Source organism: Xanthomonas sp. NCPPB 2866, from assembly GCF_041475745.2.
GTDB classification, from domain to species: Bacteria; Pseudomonadota; Gammaproteobacteria; order Xanthomonadales; family Xanthomonadaceae; genus Xanthomonas; species Xanthomonas arboricola.
This window is the reverse complement of sequence record NZ_CM192975.1, coordinates 3826592-3848665: the sequence shown is the minus strand read 5'-3', so window position 1 is coordinate 3848665 and position 22074 is coordinate 3826592. Positions and strand designations below refer to the sequence as shown.

Sequence of the window (22074 nt, the reverse complement as noted above, 5' to 3'; positions counted from 1 at the left end):
TGCACTGATGTGGCGAGCGGCCGATCGGAAAGGAGGTGCCGGCTGCACTTCAGCGGCTGCGTTTCAGTGCGGCCTTGCTGCAGTGGTGCGGCAAAAAAAAACGCGGCTTTCGCCGCGTTTTTTTTTCATTCACAGGCAGCTCAAGCCTCGGCAAGCCCCAGCAAGGTATCGGCCTGTTCGCGCCAGGTTGGCAGGCGGGCGAGCACGCCGACCTTGGACAAGTACTCTTCGTCCACGGTTTCGCCGCTGGCCAATGCGGTCGCCACATGCACCGCGCCGGTCACCCAGAAACTGCGCAGGCTGGAGCGCTGCGGGTGGCGATGGAAGGCCACCGCTTCGATGATCGGCATCGGCAGGCCCCACAGGCCGAGCAGGTAAGCACCGGCTTCGGTATGGCCCAGGCGGTCGTCGCCGCCTTCCAGCGGCGGTTCGCGCTCGTCGCGCACGCCGGGCAGCAACAAGCCGATATCGGCCAGCAGCGCGGCGGTGGAGCCCAGTTCTGCGCTGGTCGGCGGCAACACCTTGGCGGCCAGTCGCGAGGAGAGCAGGGCGCGGCGCTGCATCGCATTGCGCTCGGCCGGGGTCAGCGTCTGCACCGAGAACACTTCGCTGGCCAGGACCAGGTCGCGCAGCGTGGCCACGCCCAGGCGGGTCACTGCCGTGCGCAGATCGGTGATGCTGCGGCCGCCGGAGAAGAATGCGGAATTGCACAGCTGCAGCACCTTGGCGGCAATCGCCGGATCGCCGGCGATCAGCTTGGCGATATCGGCCGCGTCGGCGCCATCGTCTTCTTCCAGTGCATGCATCAGGCTCAGATACAGATGCGGCGGCGACGGCAGTTTTTCGATCCGGCCAATGGCGGCGCGCAAGCGCGGATTGCCGAGCAGATCGCGCAGTTCTTCCAGGCTGGTGATGGCTTCGAGCAGGACTTCCGGGGCCAGCGGCACCGGCAGGAAGCGGTGCGCCACGCCAATGATGCGAGCCGGCGGGGTGCGCTGACCATCCTGGGCATCGATCAGGGCGATGCGGATGGTGTCCGGGCGCAGCGTACGGATCTGCCCCAGCAACGTGGCGGACGTGAGATCGGGCAGGACGGGGGCGACGATGACCGCGTCGAACGGCGATAACGCGGCCGCCTCGATCGCCGAATTGCCGTCGGCCACCTGCTGCACCTGCCACTGATCACCCAGATCGGCGACATAGTCGCTCAATTCGGACGGAAGACTGGCTTCGTCCCCAACAAACAGAATACGCAAGACACTTCCCCAAGAGTCACCGGTGACAGACACCGGCCAAACGCTGTCGGCAATGTACCCAATCTGCCGCCGGCGGTCACCGGGATCACGCCGGAAGCGTGATCCCGATCGCCCCGCGGTTGCGGGGCTGCGTCACGGTCGTTGGATCAGGGTGCGTCGGAATTATAGCGTTCCACCGACTCCACCAGGATGCGCTTGGCCTCGGCCGCGCCGCCCCAGCCATCCAGCTTGACCCACTTGCCCTTCTCCAAGTCCTTGTAATGCTCGAAGAAATGGCCGATGCGCTCCATCCAGTGGCTGGACACCTGGTTGATGTCCTCGATATGCGCGTAGCCGGAGAAGATCTTCTCGATCGGCACTGCCAGGATCTTTTCGTCGCTGCCGGCCTCATCGCTCATGCGCAGTACGCCCACCGGACGGCAACGCACCACCGAGCCAGGCACCAGCGGCAGCGGCAGCACCACCAGCACGTCGGCCGGGTCGCCGTCGCCGCACAGGGTGTTGGGCACATAGCCGTAATTGCAGGGGTAACGCATCGGGGTGGACAGGATGCGGTCGACGAAGATCGCGCCGCTGGCCTTGTCCACCTCGTACTTGACCGGCTCCGAATCCTTCGGAATTTCGATGACGACGTTGATTTCTTCCGGCAGATTCTTGCCGGAGGTGACCAGTTCAAGACCCATGCGCGTAACTCCCGAGGCGTCATCTAGTGTGTGGAGCGCGATTCTACGCGTTCGGCTGTTGCGGTGCAGCGACACTGAATGGGCAATGTTCTGACCGCCGTGTGCGGCATAGCCCGCATTCATCCCGGGAAGCTCCCCGATCGTCGCGACCCGCGGCGCGGCGCACGCTGCAGACTCATCCACTGCTCGGGAACTGCCATGTTCAAGCCTGTGCGTTTGCTCGTTGTGCTGCTGCTCTCCGGTGCCTGCCAGCTCGCCTCTGCGGCGACGCCGGCGCCGACATTCGTCGATGCGGTGGACTGGCCCGCCAATGGCGAAGGCTGGGAAGCCTTTGTCGATCTGGAGCAGCGGCTGGAACAGGATTTCGACAACATCTGTGGCGACACCTTTTGCGGCGGCGAGTTCAGCGACTACCAGCCGCTGCGCTTGCGTTGCTCGGTGCACCGGGTCAGCGGGGTGGTGCGCAGCTGCATCTGGACCTTCGGGGCCAGCGAGGTCAGCGTCGACCCCGGCAGCGGGTACCTGCGCTCGGACAGTCGGGTCTGGCGCTGCACGGCGCCGCTGAAGGCAGGGACGCGTCTGGACGAGATGTACCGCACCCTGGCGGTGAACAATCCGCTGTTCGAGCCACTGCCCGGTGGGGCGCCACCGATCTATGACGGCTTGATCGGTTGCCTCTGAGGAACGCTTGCACCGCAAGCCGTGGCGCGGTGTGTTGCCCGGTGCAGCGATTGCATGCGGGCGCCGGACCTGCCCGGCGTCGGCACGTGCGAGCCGATGCCGCACGCGGGATCATTACCGCAGGCCTGTCGCGTGTCAGTAGCAGGCCGGCACGCGGCGCACACCGGCGCACGGCCCGGGGTACGGCGCCTGGGCCCCGGAACGTGAGTCGGCACGTTCCGGGGCCGGCCTCCATCAGCTTCGATCGACCCGCGGCTTGCGAAAGGTCGGTCTCAAAGCAGCGGCACCAGCAGCAGGGCCACGATGTTGATGATCTTGATCAGCGGATTGATCGCCGGTCCGGCGGTGTCCTTGTACGGGTCGCCCACCGTGTCGCCGGTGATGGCGGCCTTGTGCGCCTCGCTGCCCTTGCCGCCGAAATGGCCGTCTTCGATGTACTTCTTGGCGTTGTCCCAGGCCCCGCCGCCGGTGGTCATCGAAATCGCCACGAACAGGCCGGTCACGATCGTGCCGATCAACAGGCCGCCCAGGGCACGCGGGCCGAGCAGCAGCCCGACCACCACCGGCACCACCACCGGCAGCAGCGAAGGCAGGATCATTTCGCGGATCGCCGAGCGGGTCAGCATGTCGACTGCGCGGTCGTACTGGGGCTTGGCGGTGCCGGCCATGATCCCGGGAATCTCGCGGAACTGGCGACGCACTTCTTCGACCACGGCGCCTGCCGCGCGCCCCACCGCTTCCATCGCCATTGCGCCGAACAGATACGGGATCAAGCCGCCGATCAACAAGCCGATGATCACGCTGTGGTCGGACAGGTCGAAGGCGAAGACCTCGCCAGGATTGGCCGCCTGCAGGTTGTGCGTGTAGTCGGCAAACAGCACCAGCGCGGCCAGTGCGGCCGAGCCGATCGCATAGCCCTTGGTGACCGCCTTGGTGGTGTTGCCCACCGCATCCAGTGGGTCGGTGATGTTGCGCACCTCCGGCGGCAGCTCGGCCATCTCGGCGATGCCGCCGGCGTTGTCGGTGATGGGCCCGTACGCATCCAGCGCCACGATCATGCCGGCCATCGACAGCATTGCCGTCGCTGCGGTTGCAATGCCGTACAAACCGCCAAAATGAAACGCGCCCCAGATTGCCGCGCACACCGCGATGACCGGCAGCGCGGTGGATTTCATCGAGACGCCCAGGCCGGCAATGATGTTGGTGCCGTGGCCGGTGGTGCTTGCGGCGGCCACGTGCTGCACCGGCTTGTACTGGGTGCCGGTGTAGTACTCGGTGATCCAGACGATCAGGCCGGTAAGCACCAGGCCGATCAATGCGCAGGCGTACAAGGCCGTGGCGCCATGCGTGTTGTCGCGCATCAGCGACTGGGTGATCGGCCAGTAGGCGAGTGCGGCCAAGACGCCGGAAACAACCACGCCTTTGTAGAGCGCGCCCATGATCGAACCGCCCGCTTTGACCTTGACGAACGAGGCGCCCACGATCGACGCGATGATGGAGACGCCGCCCAGCACCAGCGGGTACAGCACTGCGTGCGGCCCGGTTTCGCTCAGCGTCAGGCTGCCGAGCAGCATCGTGGCGATCACGGTGACCGCATAGGTTTCGAACAGATCCGCCGCCATGCCGGCGCAGTCGCCAACATTGTCGCCCACGTTGTCGGCGATCACCGCCGGGTTGCGCGGGTCGTCCTCGGGGATGCCCGCTTCCACCTTGCCGACCAGGTCTGCGCCCACATCCGCACCCTTGGTGAAAATGCCGCCACCCAGGCGCGCGAAGATCGAAATCAGCGACGAACCGAATGCCAGCCCCACCAGCGCGTGCAGGTTGCGCTCCAGCGGCAGGCCCATCGCTTGCAGCAGTGCGTAATAACCGGCCACCCCGAGCAATCCCAGCCCCACCACCAGCATGCCGGTGATGGCGCCACCACGGAACGCCACATCCATCGCACGGCCGATGCCATGGCGTGCGGCCTCGGCCGTGCGCACGTTGGCGCGTACCGAAACATTCATGCCGATGTAGCCGGCCAACCCGGATAGCACCGCACCGATCGCAAACCCGATGGCGGTGTACCAACTCAGAAACAGCCCGACCAGGACGAACAGCACGCCGCCGGCAATCGAAATGGTGAGGTATTGCCGGTTGAGATACGCGCGTGCACCTTCCTGGATCGCGGCGGCGATCTCCTGCATGCGTGCGTTGCCGCTCGGCTGCGCGATCACCCAGCGTGCCGATACACCGCCATAGACGATTGCCAGGACCGCACATCCCAGCGCAAGTGGTAACCCGTAGTGTTCCAGCATGACCCCTCCCAGAGAATGGATGTCGTCCGGTCGGGACGAACCAAGGGCGATGCACGCAGCGAGTGGGGTGGCGAATACGGACTCGACGGCCATGGAGGCCGCAATGCGCGTCGCGATGTTCGGGTGGCCGGATTGCGGGCGAGTATGCGCCGCGGCCTGCGCCGCTGCCACCACTGCGGCTTTGGCGCGTCGTTCAGTCGCGGCATGACAGCCTGCGGCCAACGTGATCGAGCCGATCCAGGAGTGACGATGTCCAACCATGCCGCGTCAACATATGCCGTGACCATCGCTGCAGTGCTGCTCAGCGCCCATGCGCTCGCTGCCGACCCGACGCCGGAGCTGAAACAGCGCCCGGCCGGCACCGCGCAAGCGGTCGGTGCCGTGCACACCCTGCGCCAGATTCCAGAAGCCTGTGCGCGCCTGGAAGGCGTGTTCACCGGCAATGCTGCGCAGCCGTATACCTTGTCGGTGGTGCGCAGCAGTCCCACCTGCCAGCCACGCGCCCGCTTCGTGGATTTCGCCAAGGCCACGCCCAGCGTCGCATCGGGCTGGATCTACAACGACGTGATCCGCGTCCCCAGCGCAGCCTGCCCCGCGCAGCAGGCGGTAGTGCGCATCTGGCGCAAGCCGGTGGATGCCAAGCCGCAGCTCGATGGCCAAGGCCAGTCGCGCATCTATCTGGAAGATGCCAAGCAACAGGCTGCCGCCGGAAAGATCCCGCAGGTGCCGATGTTTGCTGCGCAGATGACGGTGGAAGGCAAGGCCTGTCAATAACTCAGGCGTTCGCTTCAGTCACTCCATTCAACGACAAACCCCGGCCAGGCCGGGGTTGTCTGCATGACGCTTCACAAGGTCACATGCGTTGTCGCAGCGGCGCATCCGTCGATCAGTGTCGTCAAAAACCTGGACGACCAAGCGAGGCACTGTATCGATGACCGCATGCCGTGTTGCGGTGCATGAGCACTGTGGCAGAGGTGCGAGCGGGTGTATGGGCGTGCAGCGCCCATTAGCGCTTCCGGTCGCCCACGTCGACGTTCATCCCGCCCACGTCGGCAGTTTTTTCGCCACCGCCACATTCTTCAACGTCACATATTTCGGCAATCCATCGCTGCCGTAGGCCAGCGGCGCTTCGCCCTTGATCAACGGGGCGAAGTAGCGGCGGGCGCGTTCGGTGATGCCGAAGCCGTCCTTGCGCAGGAAGCTGGGCGGCATCTTCTTTTCGTGGTTGGCCACCTTGTGCAGCGGGGCCGGCACGATCTTCCAGCGGTACGGTGCGTCGCTGACGCGTTCGATCACCGGGATCACCGCGTTCATGCCCTTGAGCGCGTATTGCACCGCGGCCTTGCCGACGGCCTGTGCCTGCTCCCAGTCGGTCTTGGAGGCCAGATGGCGTGCGGAGCGCTGCAGGTAATCGGGCAGGGTCCAGTGCACCTTGTAGCCGAGTTCCTGCTTGACCTGCGCGGCCAGGAACGAAGCCACGCCGCCCAGTTGCGCATGGCCGAACGAATCGGCCGCGCCGCCCGCGTCGGCGACGAAGCTGCCGTGTGCGTCCTGAATGCCTTCGCTTGCGACCACCACACACCAACCGACCTTTTCCACCACCTGCTTGACCTTGGCCAGAAACGCGGCCTGGTCGTAGGCCCGCTCGGGCAGCAGGATGATCTGCGGTGCGTCGTCCGGGCCCTGGCCGGCCAGGCCTGCGGCAGCGGCCAACCAGCCGGCGTGGCGTCCCATCGCCTCGTAGATGAAGACCTTGGTCGAGGTGTCGGCCATGGCGGCGACATCCAGTGCCGCCTCCCGCACCGATACCGCGGTGTATTTGGCCGCCGAGCCGAAGCCGGGGCAGGTATCGGTCACCGCCAGATCGTTGTCGATGGTCTTGGGCACGCCGATGCAGTGCAGCGGGTAGCCATAGGCCTTGGCCAGCTGCGAGACCTTCCAGGCGGTATCGGCCGAGTCGTTGCCGCCGTTGTAGAGGAACCAGCGCACGTCATGCGCACGCAGCACATCGAGCAGGCGCTCGTACTTGGCGCTGTCTTCTTCCAGCGATTTGAGCTTGTAGCGGCACGAGCCGAACGCGCCACCCGGGGTCTGCGCCAGTGCGGCGATCGTGGCGGCGGATTCCTTTGACGTGTCGATCAGCTCCTCGCGCAATGCGCCCAGGATGCCGTTGCGCGCGGCCAGCACCTTGATCTTGCGAGCGCGCGCCTCGGTGATCACGCCGGCGGCGGTGGCGTTGATGACGGCAGTGACGCCGCCGGACTGGGCATACAACAAGTTGCCAGTAGACATAGGGGGGCGGGCTCCTCGATGGGGCATGGCGCAGGGGACAGTGCCGGGACATTCCCCGGATGCGGTAAGCTGCACGACCATACGGTCAGCGCTGGCGAAGACCTGAGTCTAACGCCGCCAACCGCAACGCGTTTTTATTCGAAAGTGGAGTCCACTGATGCGATTGGTTCTGTTGGGACCGCCCGGTTCGGGCAAGGGCACCCAGGCGACACGTCTCAAAGACAAGTTTGAGATCCCGCATATTTCCACCGGCGATCTGCTGCGCGCCGAAGTGGCCGCCGGCTCGCCGCTGGGCCTGAAGGCCAAGGAAGTGATGGCACGCGGTGATCTGGTCTCCGACGAGATCCTGCTCGGCATGCTGGAGGCGCGGCTCGGTCAGGCCGATGTCGCCAAGGGTTTCATCCTCGACGGCTATCCGCGCAACGTGGCGCAGGCCAATGCGCTGGACGACCTGCTCGGCAAGATCGGTCAGCCGCTGGATGCGGTGGTGCAGCTGGATGTGGCCAGCGAATTGCTGGTCGAGCGCATCGCCGGCCGCGCCAAGGCCGAGGGCCGCGAGGACGACAATCCCGAGTCGGTGCGCAAGCGCCTGCAGGTCTATACCGACTCCACGGCACCGGTGATCGGTTTCTACGAACAGCGCGGCAAGCTGGCACGCGTGGACGGCGTGGGCTCGCTGGATGAAGTGCTGGAACGTATCGGCACCGCGCTCGGTCGCTGAGACGGTTCGGGCCGGGCAGTGCGCCCGGTCCATCCGCCGCGCTGGAAGCCGTCGCGGCTTGCGTAACGCATTGATTGCGCAAAAGAAAAACCCCGGACGTACAAGACGCCCGGGGCAGAATAACGCCAGCAATGAGCTTGCTCAGAGCTCCACAGCATGAGCTCCCTGGGGATTTGGCCTCTTGGGGAGTAGGACCAAAGGGGTGCTGCGACTGGCGTTCAGCATAGTGATGGATGTGACGCAGTTCGCATATCGGGAAATTCCCGACAGTACGGTAGGTCTTTCCTGACACTGCGCTCGGCAACGAGGCGGAATGGCCGGCAACTCCGGCGATCGGCGACAATGCGCCCCATGACCAAACTCCACATCCTCGGCATCGCCGGGACCTTCATGGGCGGTGTCGCCGCCCTTGCGCGCGAGCTGGGCTGGCAGGTAGAGGGCAGCGACCAGGCCATCTATCCGCCGATGTCCACCCAGTTGGAAACCCTCGGCATCGCGCTGGCACAAGGCTACGCGCCGTCCAATATTTCGGCCGATGCCAGCGACGTCGTCATCGGCAATGCCTTGTCGCGCGGCAACCCGGCGGTCGAAGCAGTGCTCGATGCCGGCCGTCGCTACAGCTCCGGTGCGCAATGGCTGGCCGAGCAGGTGTTGCCGGGCCGCGACACCCTGGCCGTCGCCGGCACCCACGGCAAGACCACCACCACCACCATCCTGAGCTATCTGCTGGAAGCTGCCGGGCGCGCGCCGGGCTTTCTGATCGGTGGTGTGGCCGAAGACTTCGGGGTCTCGGCGCGGCTGGGCCAGGGACGCGAATTCGTGGTGGAAGCCGACGAATACGACACCGCGTTCTTCGACAAGCGCAGCAAGTTCGTGCATTACCGGCCGCTGGTGGCGATCCTCAACAACCTCGAGTACGACCACGCCGACATCTTTCCGGACGTGGCCGCGATCCAGCGCCAGTTCCATCATCTGGTGCGCACGGTGCCGGCGCGCGGGCGGCTGATCGTCAACGGCGAGGATGCGCGCCTGGCCGAGGTGCTGGCGATGGGCTGCTGGACGCCGGTGGAGCGCTTCGGTTTCGATGCCTCTCTCGAGTGGAGCGCACGCTTGATCGCCGCCGACGGCAGTGCATTCGCGGTGCTGCAGCGTGGGGTGGAGATCGGCCAGGTGCAGTGGCCGCTGGTCGGGCGGCATAACGTGCTCAATGGATTGGCGGCACTGGCCGCCGTGCATGCGGTAGGCGTGGATCCGGCAACGGTGATGCCGGCGCTGGCGCGCTTTCAAAGTGTCAAACGGCGCTTGGAGCGGTTGGGGCAGGCACGCGAGATCACCGTATACGACGACTTCGCCCATCACCCCACCGCGATTGCGACGACCTTGCAAGGCCTGCGTGCGAAGGTCGGCGCGGCGCGCGTGCTGGTGGCAATGGAGCCGCGCAGCAATTCGATGCGGCTGGGCGCACATGCGCAGGCATTGGCGCCGTCGTTGCGCGATGCCGATGCGGTGGTGTTTCTGCATCGCCCCGAACTGGCCTGGGATGCCGCACCGATCATCGCGCAGGTGCGCGGTGACGCGCACGTGGCGCATGACGTGGAGGCGTTGCTGCAGACACTGGGCGCGATCGCGCAGCCGGGCGACCATGTGGTGTTCATGTCCAATGGCGGTTTCGATGGCGCGCCGCGTCGCTTCCTGGCGCAATTGTCCCCATGACCGGCCTCACGACCGCTTCCGACACCAGCGCCTTGCCGCTGTTTCCGCTGCACAACGTGCTGTTGCCGGGTGCGGCAATGGGTTTGCGCGTGTTCGAGCGCCGCTATCTGGACCTGGTGCGCGAGAGCGGCCGCGCCGGCAGCAGCTTCGGTGTGTGCCTGATCCTGGATGGCAGCGAAGTCGGCGTTCCGGCAACACCGGCTGCGTTCGGTACCGAAGTGCGTATCGAGGATTTCGATGTCGGTGCCGACGGCGTGCTGGTGCTGCGCCTGCGTGGCACGCGTCGCTTCCGTGTGCAGCGCTCGCGCATCCGCGACAACGGGTTGGTGGTTGGCGAGGTGAGTTGGTGCGAGCCCGACAGCGATGACGAACTGCGGCCCGAGCATGGCCTGTTGGCGACCGTGCTCGAGCGCATGCTCGAACAGGTCGGCGGCCAATTCGCCTCTGCCGGGCCGGAACTGCTGGACCAGGCGGCATGGGTCGGCTGGCGCCTGGCCGAACTGCTGCCGCTGACCGAGCAGCAGCGTCTGTCGCTGTTGCAGCTGGACGATCCGCATCGGCGCCTGGACCAGTTGCTGGCCTGGATGCCGTGACGCTGTGAGCCAAGCGCGCGGGTAACCCGTCACCGCGCTTGCACCCCTGCAACGGCACACTCGCCACGCTTGAGTGCGCTCACGATGGCATCCATGCAGTGGATGCGCGCATGGGCGTCACCCGTTTTCGATCCACGGAGTGTGCCTTGATCATCGATGTCAAACCGCGTGTGGCGGATGTGTTCAGTCAGGTCTGGCGGACCCTGGCGGTATTGTTCGTGTGGGACGTGTTGATCACGATCATCTACTACGTGCTGCCGTTCCGCGCGCCCGCATTGCCGTTGACCATCTTCGGTTCGGCGCTGGCGTTGTTCCTGGGCTTTCGCGCCAACTCGACCTATCAACGCTGGTGGGAAGGGCGTGTGCTGTGGGGCCAGATGATCAATGCATCGCGCAATCTGGTCCGCCTGAGCGTCAGCATCCTGTCCGCGCCGGAAGCGGCAGCACTGGGCCGCACCATCGCGCTGCGCCAGATCGCCTACGTCAATGCGTTGCGCTGCCAATTGCGGCGGCTGCCGGTGGCGATGGCGCTGGAGCCGCGTCTGCATGCCGACGAAGTGGCCGCGGTGATCACGCGCACCAATGTCGCCAATGGCCTGCTCGACACCACCGGGCGCAGCGTCGAGCAGGCGCGTCGCGATGGCTGGATCGACAGCATTCAACAAGCCAGTGTCGAGCGCATCCTGGTGGATATCGCCAACGCGCAGGGCGGCATGGAACGGCTGAAGAATACGCCGTTGCCGTACCAATACCGCTTCTACCCGAACCTGTTCACGCGGCTGTTCTGCGTGCTGCTGCCGATCGGCCTGGTGGAGACGCTGCAATATGCGACGCCGGTGGGGTCGACGGTGGCAGGCCTGATGTTCCTGGCGGTACTCAAGATCGGCGACGAACTGGTCGACCCGTTCGCCAATGCCATCCACGACCTGCCGCTGGACAGCATGTGCCGGACGGTGGAAATCGACGCGCTGCAGGCCATCGGCGAACAGGCGCCCGAGCCGATGCAGCCGGTGGATGGCGTGCTGTGGTGAGTGCATCGCGCCTGCATCAATGCGGTTTGTGCCTATCCAGACGGTGTTGAGGCGCAGGCTCTCGGTCAGCTCGAGAGCTGATCGAACGCTGCGGATGCGTCGGTTGTAGGGCGGCTGATCTGCAGACTGGCTGCAGGGGGCCTTGCCCGCCTACCGTCACGGGACACGCTGCAAATCCGTCCATGTAAGTTCTTGCGCGGACGCGGCATCCATGCCGCGTAAGGTCCCGCGAGCGGTGAGGCGACGCGCACTCGACCAACCAAGCTGTTGAGCTGAACATTCGGCCGCATCCACGCGACGCGAACGCGTTGCCGCCATCGGTACAGCGTTCAAGAAGTTCTCCTGGCAGCTCCTGTCTACAGAAGTGCGCGTTCGCCGACCGCTGCTGCTGCCAGATTGATCAAGGACGCTGTCGTGACGGATCCGATGCAGCCGGATCGGACGCGGTGGTTTCCGTTTGTGGTGCAGCGCTGTCTTTGTCCTCTCGCTGCAGCGCATTTGCCGACGTGCTGTCGATCAATATCACTGGTACCTGCGAGCGCCGACGCTGTTCGACGCGATGCGGCAATGGGCCGAGTGCTTCACGTAATGCGCTTAGCGCCGGGTCGACCCCACGCAGCGGATACCACAGGCCGATCAGGCTGAAGTGGCGGCTGTAGCGCAGCGTCTGCGTGCTGCCCACCCACAAGGGTTGCGCGCCGGGCTGCAGGCGTGCGGCCGCCGGCCACAGGCGCAACACATGCACATGGCCGGGCGCGGCGTGACGCACCATCAGCAGCGCTTCGACCTGCGTGTCCAGCGTGGCCGGCAGGATCGGCACCTCGTCCGGGCGGCCGCCGACATCCAGCAGATGCAGCGCCTGCTCCCAGCCGGCTTGTGGCTGCATGCGCCACCCGCGTGCTTCCAGCTGGCGCTGCAGCGGTGCCAGCGGGCCGGCCAGTTGCACGTCCAGCGGCCAGCGCTGGTCGTCGTCGAATTCGTTTCGGCGTGCCGGCAGCAGGCGCCACTGGCCATCCCACCAGTCGCTGGCGGGCAACTCCATCAGCAACGGTGGCGGCGGTTCGAACCTGGCCAGTTTGGTACCCAGGTTGCGCGGTGCGAACACGATCGCGCAGGTCAGGAACACGCCGTAGAAGATCCACGAGACCGGCTTGACCCAGAACGCACGGGTGGCACGACGGCGATAGGCGATGCCCAGCACCAGCAGCCAGAAGATGCCGAACAGCATGCCGCCGACCACGTCGCTGAGCCAGTGCGCGCCCAGATACAGGCGGGCGAAGCCGATCAGCGACACGATCGCGCCACTGACCAGATACGGCCATACCCGGCGCCGGCCCGGCAGCTCGCGCGCGATCAGCAGCGCGAAGAAGCCAAAGCCGATCGTGGCCATGGTGACCGCCACCGACGGAAACCCGAAACCGCTGCTGGCCGCCGGCGGGCGCACCACCTGCACGGTGGCGCCCAGCAGTTGTGTCAACGCCAGGCCGAAGGCCAGTGCAATCACCCAATGCGCCACCGCCATCCAGCGGCGCCGCCAGGCCAGATAGCCCATTGCCGCCGCGATCGCCGGCAGCAGCACCTGCCAGTCGCCCAGCGAGGCCAGCGCCACCATCGGGTAGTCGGCCAGCGGGTTGCGCAGCGCCAGCATCAGATCGTGCACGGCCAGGTCCACACGCAACGGCTCACCGTGCGCCAGCACCACCATCAGCAACACGAACCAGCCCCAGCCCAGCAGCAACAGCATCAACGCCATCATCGCCAGCGGTACCGACTCGCGACGGCGCGGGTCGAACACGCTCACCGACCAGTTGCCCAGCACCGGATGCCGATGCGACCACTCCAGCAGGCGCGCCAGCAAGGCGTCCAGGTGGCCGGCCGACCAGCGGTACGAGTACAACACCATCGCCCAGGCCAGGCCGATCACTGCGGCCAGCAAGGCGACCACCACAAACAGGCGGCCGGCGACTGCAGCCACCGCGTCGTAGGCAGTGCCCAGCACCCAGCCGGGCACCAGGAACAGCAGCGCCCACGAGATGCAGGCCAGGCCGCTGGCGATCAGATAGCGCTTGAACGGCATGTGCGACATGCCGGCGATGGCCGGCACGAACGGCCGCACCGCGCCCACGTAACGCGCGATCAGGATGCTCTTGAAGGCATTGCGCCGGAACAGCAGCTCGCCGCGCTCCAGCAGTTGCGGGTAGCGGCGAAACGGCCAGTAGGTGTGCAACTGGTGGCCCCAACGATGGCCGACCCAGAAACTGAGCGCATCGCCGATGAAGGCGCCCAGGGCGGCACAGACCACCGCATACGGCCCGTTGATCTGACCCAGCCCGATCAACACACCGATGGCGAACAGCAACGGCAGCGCCGGCACGATGGCGCCAAGCACGATCACCGCATCGGAAAATGCGATGGCAAAGATCACCACGCCAGCCAGGGTGGGGTGGTGTCCGATCCACTCCAGCGTGGCGTCGATCCATGAATTCATCCGGCGATTATAGGTGGGCATGGCGATGAGGTGACTTGCGCCCTCGTCACATCGCCCGGTCCGCTTCACCTCAGGTTGCGGGCTGGCAACGCCGCACGCCGCAGTGGCATGCAGGCAACGCACGCTGTGGCGATGCGGGCGCCCCGCCTACAATGGGGGATGAGTGACGAACCCGCCGGCAACCTGCCGCTGAAGTCCGATACCTTCGGGCGCATCCTGCTGATCCGCAACGCCGATCGCCTGTTCGTGCGGCGCGACCTGAGCGCGGCACCATGGCTGCTGCGCGGGGTGGCCTGGTGGCTGGCGCGGCGCGAAGCCCTGGCGCTGCGCCAGCTCGATGGCCTGGCGCGGACACCGCGTCTGTTGCACTGGGACGGACGCCATCTGGACCGCAGCTATCTGGCCGGCGACGCGATGTACCAGCGCCCGCCGCGCGGCGATCTGGCCTACTTCCGCCGTGCGCGCAGGTTGTTGCAGCAGTTGCACCGCCGCGGGGTGGCGCACAACGATCTGGCCAAGGAAGCCAACTGGCTGGTGCAGGACGACGGCAGCCCGGCGGTGATCGATTTCCAGCTGGCGGTACGCGGCAATCCGCGCGCGCCCTGGATGCGTCTGCTTGCACGCGAAGACCTGCGGCACCTGCTCAAGCACAAGCGCATGTACTGCCCGGCCGCGATCACCCCGGTGGAACGCCGCGTGCTCAAGCGCACCTCCTGGGTCCGCAAGCTGTGGTTCGCCACCGGCAAGCCGGTCTACCGCTTCGTGACCCGCCGCGTGCTGCATTGGGAAGACAACGAGGGGCGGGGGCCGAGGCCCTGAGGGGCGGGGATTGGTTATTGGGGATTGGGGATTCGTAAGAACGTATGGCTTGGGCCTGCGGGTTGGTCGATGCAAGTGGGGGAGGCGATACGCTTTTGCGAATCCCGAATCCCGAATCCCGAATCCCGCACCGTTCTTGCTCGGGTTGTAAGCTTTTGCGAATCCCCAATCCCCAATCCCCAATCCCCAATCCCCAATCCCATGACCCTAAACGGCAAAACCCTCTTCATCACCGGTGCCTCGCGCGGGATCGGCCTGGCGATTGCGTTGCGGGCGGCGCGGGATGGGGCCAATGTGGCGATCGCGGCCAAATCGGCAGTGGCCAATCCCAAGTTGCCCGGCACCATCCACAGCGCGGCCGCGGCGGTGACTGCGGCCGGTGGGCAGGCGCTGGCGCTCAAGTGCGATATCCGCGACGAAGCGCAGGTGCGTGCCGCGGTAGCCGCCACGGTCGATGCGTTTGGCGGCATCGATATCCTGGTCAACAACGCCAGTGCGATCTGGTTGCGTGGTGCGCTGGAGACGCCGATGAAGCGCTTCGACCTGATGCAGCAGGTCAACGCGCGCGGCAGTTTTCTGTGCGCGCAGGCGTGCCTGCCGCATCTGTTGCAGGCGCCCAATCCGCATATCCTCACGCTGGCGCCGCCACCGTCCTTGAACCCGGCGTGGTGGGGCGCGCATACCGGCTACACGCTGGCCAAGATGGGCATGAGCCTGGTGACGCTGGGGCTGGCAGCCGAGTTCGGCCCGCAAGGCGTGGCGATCAATGCGCTATGGCCGCGCACGGTGATCGCCACCGATGCGATCAACATGATCGATGGCGTGGACGCAGCCGCGTGTCGACGGCCGGAGATCATGGCCGACGCGGCACATGCGGTGCTGACGCGCGAGGCGGCCGGATTTCATGGCCAGTTCCTGATCGACGACCAGGTGCTGGCCGAGGCCGGCATCACCGATCTGAGCGGTTACGCGGTCGACCCGTCGCGCGCGTTATTGCCGGACCTGTTTCTCGACTGAGCGCAGCGAACGGCACGCGCGCGCAGCCGGCCTGATACGGGTACGCCGTCAGCGGCGCATGCGGCCAGCGCGATCCGAAAAAATCGATGCGGCGGACCAGCGGCCGCGCCCCCGCGTGCAAGCCAGGCAGTAGGCGCCCGGGCGTGAGCACAGGGAGTTCACAGTCGTGTTTGCTATCGTGCGCGGCTGAAACCGTTTCCAACAAGGATGTACAGCGCGTGTCTTCGATGTTCCGTGTAGTCGTTTTGGCGGCGTCCGTGTCCGTCCTGGTGGCCGCTTGCGGCGGCAAGTCGCCGCCGCCTGCAACCGATGCCAAGACGAGTGAAAAACAACCGGACTCCCTGCAGGGCGTGACCGCAAAGCTTGGCGCCTACATCGACTGCTTCAACCGCATCGATGCGAAGGTGCACGCCGGCGCCAGGCAATACACCGGCTGGATGCAGGACCCGTTCGCCGGCCCGACCGGTCACGAATCCGGCATGACCGGTCCGTACGATATCGACGCCTACGACATGAAGCAGTGCGATGCGCCGGTCAGCGCGGCCGTTGTGGCGAACCCGTCGCTGCCTGCATTGGACAAGGCAGCGCGCGACTACCGCGCGGCGTTGAAGGCGCTGCAGCCGATCAGTCACGCGGTAGCCGACTACTACACGCGTCAGGACTACGAAGACGACCAGTTCGCCAAGGGCAAGCAGCTGCACCCGGAGCTGATGAAGGTGCTGGCCACCTATGCCGATGCCAGTACCGCCTTCAGCGCCGAGCTGGACACGCAAAACGACGCGGCGCAACGCGAAAAACTCAAGATGCTGGAGCAGGGCGAGGGCCGCACGCGCGAATACTATCGGCTGGCGATGATGCTCGACGCCAAGGAGATCGCCGATGCGCTGGAACAGGAGCAGTTCGACGTGCCACGGGTCAGTACGCTGCTGGACGGCTTCAACCGTCTCTCCGACGAGGCGCATGCCAAGGTGGCCGATCAGGAGCCGGGCAGGCTGGACTGGAACAGCTTCGAGACCGCTGCGGAAACCTTCCGCAGACAAGCCAAGGCGCGGGTGAAACGCGTGGTCGAACGAACGCCCTACAGCAAGATGGAACAGGGCTGGCTGGATAACCCCTCGCTGGCGCCGGAGGGTTCGCCACGCAAGTTGCTCAACACGTACAACGCGCTGGTGTTCGAAAGCAATCGTCAGTAATTGCCGCGCTGCAGCCGCCGCGCGCGCGCCGCGTCAGATGTCATTCGGCCGCACGCTGCGGCAGCCACCTCGTTCAACCCATCACTGGAACCCAAGATGACCCCTCGACTTCGTTATGCGCCGCTCACCGCGGCGATGGCTTTCGCCGCGCTGCTTGCCGGCTGCCAGAAAGACGCACCCGCCGCCGCAGTGGAAGGCGCCGACAAGATCAATGCCTACATCACGTGCTTCAACGGCGTTGAGCAGCCGATCCACGAGAGCTACCAGCAATACATCGAGTGGATGCAGGACCCCGAGGCTGGCCCGACCGGCAAGGAAAGCGGCATCCATGCACCCGGCACGGTGCTGTCGCATCACGTGGACGAATGTGGCGCGCCGATGACTGCGGCCTTGGCGCAAACACCCGCCAACCCCGAGCTCGATCCGGTGGCCAAGACCTATCAGGAACGGTTCACCGCACTCAACGAGCGTATCGGCGAAGCGGTGCGCTACTACGACCGCGAGGATTATCTGCGCGACGACGGCAAGGGCATGAAGGCGCTGCACGCGCCGTTGATGCAGGCCTATCACGCATTCTTCGAAGCCGGCGAAGCCATGAATGCCGCACTCGAACGTAACGAAGATATGCGTCGCCAGGCGCAGATCGATGCGATCGAAAAGGAAGAAGGTCGCAGCGCCTCCTGGTATCACCTGAAGATCATCGGTGAAGGCAAGCAACTGGTGCAGGTGCTCGACAGCGACACGCCGGATCTTGCCGCAGCGCAGTCCCAGCTCGCGCGTTATCAAGGCATTCTGGAAGAGGCGCAGAAAGCCAAGATCGGCCAGGGCGATGCGATGTGGGGCCACATGGAACGCTCTGCCGACAAGCTGGCGCGCGAGTCGGGACGACTGGTCGAACGTATCCGCACCAAGACACCACTGAACAAGAGCGAGCAGATGCTGCTGGAAAGTGGTTCGATGCCGCCGGGCGGCACCCGCCAGGCCGTGCTGGCCAGCTACAACGATCTGATCGACATGAGCAACCGCATGTCGCATTGATGCTGTGCGGGCATTCCTGTCGCGTTGTGTAAGCGGATCGCGCACTGCTTTTACCGTGCACACCGATCATCTCGACAGGTCCTTGCCCGCCCATCGTCGCGGGACGTTACGCGGCATGGATGCCGCGTAAGAGCCTACAAGGACGTACTTGCGGCGTGTCCTGCGATGGTGGGCGGGCAAGGGCCCCGCAGTAAAGTCGCAGATCCGCCGCTATGCAACTGACCTGTCCGTGCTGACCACGCCTTCGGAGCACGACACCCAAAGCAATCGGGACTTGAAACGTTGGCGTCGTTTCGTCGTGATCAGATGCTTAAGTCAAAAGCCTGCTCAGTCGAGAGCGCGGTGCCCTCACCGCTTGCAGGACACGCCGTGAATCCGTCCATGGAGGCTCCTTGGCGGCATCCATGCCGCCAAGGGTCCCGCAACCGGCAAGGGCGCCGCCACCGGAGAGTTTGGTCGGTGGCCGCTTGAAAGCGGCTTGCCGCGTGGCATGCATCGGACGTTACGTCAGCGCATCAGTAGCGAACAACGCGCATCACGCACTGCTTTTGCCGCTCTTCACTGTGCACACCGAACATCTCGACAGGTCCTTGCCCGCCCACCGTCGCGGGACCTTACGCGGCATGGATGCCGCGTAAGAGCCTACAGGGACGTACTTGCGGCGTGTCCTGCGATGGTGGACGGGCAAGGGCCTTGCAGCCAAGTAACAGATCATCCGCTCTACGACTGATCCATCAGCAGTATCCAAGTCCATCGAAACACAACGCATAAAGAAATCTAGGCCTGGAAGCGTGACCGTGTTTAGGCGCGATCAGATGCTTAGATTAAAAGCTCGGTGAGTCGAAGGCGCTTTACCCTCACCGCTCGCGGGACACGCCGTGAATCCGTCGCTGAATGCTCTATAGCGGCGTCCTTTCCGCTAACGGTCCCGAAATCGATAAGAACACCACGCCCGCCAGCCTAGTGGTGTGCCGATTGGAACCGCAAAGCCGCCTGCGGCACCTTCTCGGCGGGCGCAGGCGTTGCGTCGCGTCGGCAGCACCGCGTCAGCCGTTGGAGATCTCCGGTAGCGGCTCGGCACACTGGCGGCAATAGCGTGCGTCGGGCGCGTGGCCTTCCAGCCCGCAACGTGGGCAATTGCGCGTATCGCGCTTGCCGGTGTGGCCACCTTCGCGCAGCGTGCTGGCCAGTTCGGCGGTGTAGATGCCGGTGGGCACGGCGATGATGCTGTAGCCGATCAGGATCAGCGCCGAGGTGATGAAGCGGCCCAGCGTGGTCTGCGGCACCAGGTCGCCAAAACCTACCGTGGCCATGGTCACGATGGCCCAGTACATGCTGGTCGGGATGCTGGTGAACCCGTGTTGCGGTCCTTCGATCACATACATCGTGGCGCCGGCGATCACGGTGATGGTGAGCACGCTGAACAGGAACACCAGCACCTTGCGCCGGCTGCGCCACAGCGCGTCCACCAGTTGCCCGCTTTCTTCGATGTAGCGGGTGAGCTTGAGGATGCGGAACAGGCGCAGGATGCGCAGCACACGCACCACCAGCAGCGTCTGCGCACCGGGCACGAAGAACGACAGATAGCTGGGCAGAATCGAGAGCAGGTCGATCACGCCCCACACGCTCAGTGCGTAATGCAGCGGGCGCCGCACCACCGCCAGGCGTAACGCGTATTCGATGGTGAACAGGACCGTGAACGCCCATTCCAGCGGCACCAGCCAGTGCGCCGAATGCGAATGGATGCGCGGCACGCTGTCGATCATGATCACCACCACGCTGGTGAGGATCGCCACCACCAGCATCAGGTCGAAATTGCGCGATGGGCGGGTGTCGTGCCGGTAGATGATGTCGAACCATTGCCGGCGCCAGCCGTGGTCGGCGGCGGGAGTGAGCTGGGGATCGGAGAAGGGGCGCATCCGCGCATTGTGCCGCAGGCCGGCGAATGCGCGAGAATGCGCGTTCTCCCTCCGCTTCTGTGACCCACCATCATGAGCACCGCTGCCGATTCGCCCCTGTCCCTCGCGCATTACTACCTGCCGGTGTATCGCCCGCGCCAGGTGGTGCTGGAGCGTGGCCAGGGCAGTCGCGTGTGGGACGACCAGGGCCGCGCGTATGTGGATCTGTCCGCCGGTATTGCGGTCAGCGGGCTGGGCCACAACGATCCGGACCTGATGGCCGCGCTGACCGAGCAGGCCGGCAAGCTGTGGCACACCAGCAATGTGTTCTTCAGTGCGCCGCCGCTGAAGCTGGCCGAAGAGCTGGTCACCGCCTCGCGCTTCGCGCACAAGGTGTTCCTGTGCAATTCGGGTACCGAGGCCAACGAAGCGGCGATCAAACTGGTGCGCAAGTGGGCCAGCAGTCAGGGCCGCCCGGCCGACAAGCGCGTGATCGTGACCTTCCGCGGCAGCTTCCATGGGCGCACCCTGGCGGCGGTCACTGCGACCGCGCAGCCCAAGTACCAGGAAGGCTACGAGCCGCTGCCCGGCGGGTTTCGCTATGTGGACTTCAACGATGTCGCCGCGCTGGAAGCGGCCATGGCCGCGGGCGATGTGGCCGCGGTGATGGTCGAGCCGATCCAGGGCGAGGGCGGGGTGATGCCGGCCGCGCCGGGCTTCCTGAGCCGCGTGCGTGCGCTGTGCGACCAGCACGATGCACTGCTGGTGCTGGACGAGATCCAGTGCGGCATGGGCCGGACCGGCACGCTGTTCGCGCATTGGCAGGAGCAGGTGACGCCGGACATCGTGACGCTGGCCAAGGCGTTGGGTGGCGGTTTCCCGATCGGCGCGATGCTGGCCGGCCCCAAGGTGGCCGAAACCATGCAGTTCGGCGCGCACGGCACCACCTTCGGCGGCAACCCGCTGGCTGCAGCGGTGGCGCGCGTGGCGCTGCGCAAGCTGGCCTCGCCGCAGATCGCCGAGAACGTAGCGCGTCAGTCGGCGGCGCTGCGCGCCGGCCTGGAGGCGCTCAACACCGATTTCGGCCTGTTCGCCCAGATCCGCGGGCGTGGCCTGATGCTGGGCGCGGTGCTGGCGCCGGCGCATGCCGGGCAGGCCGGTGCGATCCTGGATTTTGCCGCCAAGCATGGCCTGCTGTTGCTGCAGGCCGGGCCGGATGTGTTGCGCTTCGTGCCGGCACTGAATCTGACCGATGCCGAGCTGGCCGATGGGTTGGAACGCCTGCACCTGGCCATTGCCGAGTACGTGGCGCAGAAGTGATGGAGTCCTGCGCGTTCTGCACCGTCGTGGCGGGTGCCGCGACGGTAAGCGCGGTGGGGTAAGCGGCGCGGGTCGTTGCGTTTCTTCGACGCGTTCAACGCTGCGATCAGCGTCTTGCGTCACCCTTGAGGGTGATCAGTGTTTCGCGATGCTCAACGATTCCCGATTCCCGATTCCCGATTCCCGACTCCCCAATCCCGGCTCCTCACTCCAGCCCATACCGTTTCAACACCCGCCGCAACGCCCGCGCATCGCGCACCGTGTCCGCATGCAGGCCGGCGGCACGCGCGCCGCGGACGTTGACGAACAGGTCATCGACAAACAACGTGCGTGAGGCAGTCGCATCGAGCTGTGCAAGCGCGCGTTGATACACCTGCAGCTCCGGTTTGCGGCCGCCGAGCGCGCCGCTGCACAGCACGCGGCCCTGCAATAGCGGAAACAGCGGCGGCACGATCCGCTCAATCGCTTCCGCCATCAATGGCCCGTTGTTGGTGAGCACCGCCACCGCGGTGGTTGCCGCCACCGCCAGCACCTGCGTCAGCACCGCCGGGTCGGCGCGGCATGCCGCCACGCGTGCGGCGATCCAGGTGGCGCGATCGATCGTGCAGCCAAGGCCATCGCTGAGCTGGGCCAGATAGGCCGGCGTGTCGATCACTCCGGCGTCGTAGGCGCGCTCCAGGCCCTGCTCAAACAACACCTGTTGCACACGCTGCGGCGTGCACGCCGCAGCATTGGCAAGTGCCGCCACACGGCGCGGCCGCGAATAGCTGGCCAGCACGCCGTCGAAATCGAGCAGTAACAGGGACGGTGCTGCAGGCGGCATGGGTGCACTCGGAATGTGGCGGGGCAGCGTTGTCGATTCGCCACGGGATGGCAAGCGTGCAAGACCTGATATGTCCGGATCCACGCAGGTGGGTAGGGATGGTACCCATTCAGATCGTTGAATTCGGCAGCAACCTACCCACCCGCGCCGCCCCTACCCTCCGCGCGGCGCTTGCGGTGGAACTGTGCTGGGTATGGTCGATGCATGC

At 65.7% G+C, this 22074-nt stretch carries 19 protein-coding genes; 11 read left to right on the top strand and 8 right to left on the bottom strand.

The features are described from left to right. Nucleotides 1-140: 140 nt before the first annotated feature. Together ACCQ04_RS16375 and ppa are read right to left on the bottom strand one after the other, a co-directional pair. Nucleotides 141-1289, bottom strand: a complete 1149-nt coding sequence (locus tag ACCQ04_RS16375; RefSeq protein WP_024940091.1) for an HDOD domain-containing protein — start codon at nt 1287-1289, stop codon at nt 141-143. 113 nt (nt 1290-1402) lie between these two features. Next, the gene (gene ppa, locus ACCQ04_RS16370; protein ID WP_005990841.1) at nt 1403-1939 is read right to left on the bottom strand and encodes an inorganic diphosphatase; all 537 of its coding nucleotides are present in this window, start codon (nt 1937-1939) and stop codon (nt 1403-1405) included. A 198-nt stretch (nt 1940-2137) separates the two neighbouring features. Between ppa and ACCQ04_RS16365 the strand changes: the two genes are divergently transcribed. Next, nucleotides 2138-2620 (top strand): hypothetical protein, encoded by a 483-nt coding sequence (locus ACCQ04_RS16365; protein ID WP_024940090.1) that lies wholly within the window; start codon nt 2138-2140, stop codon nt 2618-2620. 272 nt (nt 2621-2892) lie between these two features. Here the strand turns inward: ACCQ04_RS16365 and ACCQ04_RS16360 are convergent, their stop codons facing one another. Continuing rightward, nucleotides 2893-4920, bottom strand: coding sequence for a sodium-translocating pyrophosphatase (locus ACCQ04_RS16360; protein ID WP_054593074.1), 2028 nt, complete (start codon nt 4918-4920; stop codon nt 2893-2895). 249 nt (nt 4921-5169) lie between these two features. On the opposite strand from ACCQ04_RS16360, the gene ACCQ04_RS16355 reads away from it, so the two are divergent. Continuing rightward, nucleotides 5170-5694, top strand: a complete 525-nt coding sequence (locus ACCQ04_RS16355) for a hypothetical protein (RefSeq protein ID WP_046344187.1) — start codon at nt 5170-5172, stop codon at nt 5692-5694. Nucleotides 5695-5955: 261 nt separating this feature from the next. On the opposite strand, the gene ACCQ04_RS16350 is transcribed toward ACCQ04_RS16355, so the two are convergent. Further along, nucleotides 5956-7212: a 6-phosphofructokinase gene (locus ACCQ04_RS16350; protein WP_046344185.1), complete on the bottom strand. Its 1257-nt coding sequence runs from the start codon at nt 7210-7212 to the stop codon at nt 5956-5958. 157 nt (nt 7213-7369) lie between these two features. Between ACCQ04_RS16350 and ACCQ04_RS16345 the strand changes: the two genes are divergently transcribed. From ACCQ04_RS16345 to ACCQ04_RS16330, 4 genes are all read left to right on the top strand, one after another. Next, the gene (locus ACCQ04_RS16345) at nt 7370-7933 is read left to right on the top strand and encodes an adenylate kinase (RefSeq protein ID WP_024940086.1); all 564 of its coding nucleotides are present in this window, start codon (nt 7370-7372) and stop codon (nt 7931-7933) included. A 342-nt stretch (nt 7934-8275) separates the two neighbouring features. Further along, complete coding sequence (gene mpl, locus ACCQ04_RS16340; RefSeq protein WP_226427415.1) at nt 8276-9646, top strand: UDP-N-acetylmuramate:L-alanyl-gamma-D-glutamyl-meso-diaminopimelate ligase; 1371 nt, start codon at nt 8276-8278, stop codon at nt 9644-9646. After that, entirely contained in the window at nt 9643-10239 is a 597-nt protein-coding gene (locus ACCQ04_RS16335) for an LON peptidase substrate-binding domain-containing protein (RefSeq protein ID WP_102580716.1), read from the top strand. The genes mpl and ACCQ04_RS16335 overlap by 4 nt, the downstream gene beginning before the upstream one ends. 146 nt (nt 10240-10385) lie before the next feature. Continuing rightward, complete coding sequence (locus tag ACCQ04_RS16330; protein WP_024938088.1) at nt 10386-11270, top strand: bestrophin family protein; 885 nt, start codon at nt 10386-10388, stop codon at nt 11268-11270. 400 nt (nt 11271-11670) lie between these two features. On the opposite strand, the gene ACCQ04_RS16325 is transcribed toward ACCQ04_RS16330, so the two are convergent. Then, complete coding sequence (locus ACCQ04_RS16325) at nt 11671-13758, bottom strand: bifunctional DedA family/phosphatase PAP2 family protein (RefSeq protein WP_226427414.1); 2088 nt, start codon at nt 13756-13758, stop codon at nt 11671-11673. Between the two features lie 159 nt (nt 13759-13917). Here ACCQ04_RS16325 and ACCQ04_RS16320 point away from each other — a divergent pair, with 159 nt between their 5' ends. The 4 genes from ACCQ04_RS16320 (at nt 13918) to ACCQ04_RS16305 (ending at nt 17825) form a co-directional block, all read left to right on the top strand. Further along, a complete protein-coding gene (locus ACCQ04_RS16320) occupies nt 13918-14577 on the top strand; it encodes a serine/threonine-protein kinase (protein WP_104555305.1) in 660 nt (219 codons plus the stop codon). A gap of 201 nt (nt 14578-14778) precedes the next feature. Continuing rightward, complete coding sequence (locus ACCQ04_RS16315) at nt 14779-15594, top strand: SDR family oxidoreductase (protein WP_102255919.1); 816 nt, start codon at nt 14779-14781, stop codon at nt 15592-15594. A gap of 218 nt (nt 15595-15812) precedes the next feature. Beyond that, the gene (locus ACCQ04_RS16310) at nt 15813-16787 is read left to right on the top strand and encodes a YiiG family protein (RefSeq protein WP_372358564.1); all 975 of its coding nucleotides are present in this window, start codon (nt 15813-15815) and stop codon (nt 16785-16787) included. 96 nt (nt 16788-16883) lie between these two features. Beyond that, nucleotides 16884-17825 (top strand): YiiG family protein, encoded by a 942-nt coding sequence (locus ACCQ04_RS16305; protein ID WP_226427413.1) that lies wholly within the window; start codon nt 16884-16886, stop codon nt 17823-17825. 1046 nt (nt 17826-18871) lie between these two features. Here the strand turns inward: ACCQ04_RS16305 and ACCQ04_RS16300 are convergent. Further along, nucleotides 18872-19744 carry an ion transporter gene (locus ACCQ04_RS16300; RefSeq protein WP_226427412.1) on the bottom strand — a complete coding sequence of 291 codons (873 nt, stop codon included), beginning with the start codon at nt 19742-19744 and terminating at the stop codon, nt 18872-18874. Between the two features lie 72 nt (nt 19745-19816). On the opposite strand from ACCQ04_RS16300, the gene ACCQ04_RS16295 reads away from it, so the two are divergent. Then, a complete protein-coding gene (locus ACCQ04_RS16295; protein WP_167709623.1) occupies nt 19817-21043 on the top strand; it encodes an acetylornithine transaminase in 1227 nt (408 codons plus the stop codon). Nucleotides 21044-21178: 135 nt separating this feature from the next. Here the strand turns inward: ACCQ04_RS16295 and ACCQ04_RS16290 are convergent, their stop codons facing one another. Beyond that, nucleotides 21179-21262, bottom strand: coding sequence for a hypothetical protein (locus ACCQ04_RS16290; protein ID WP_372358790.1), 84 nt, complete (start codon nt 21260-21262; stop codon nt 21179-21181). Further along, the gene (locus tag ACCQ04_RS16285) at nt 21249-21866 is read right to left on the bottom strand and encodes an HAD-IA family hydrolase (protein WP_226427411.1); all 618 of its coding nucleotides are present in this window, start codon (nt 21864-21866) and stop codon (nt 21249-21251) included. Before ACCQ04_RS16285 ends, ACCQ04_RS16290 begins: the two co-directional genes overlap by 14 nt. Between the last annotated feature and the right edge of the window lie 208 nt (nt 21867-22074).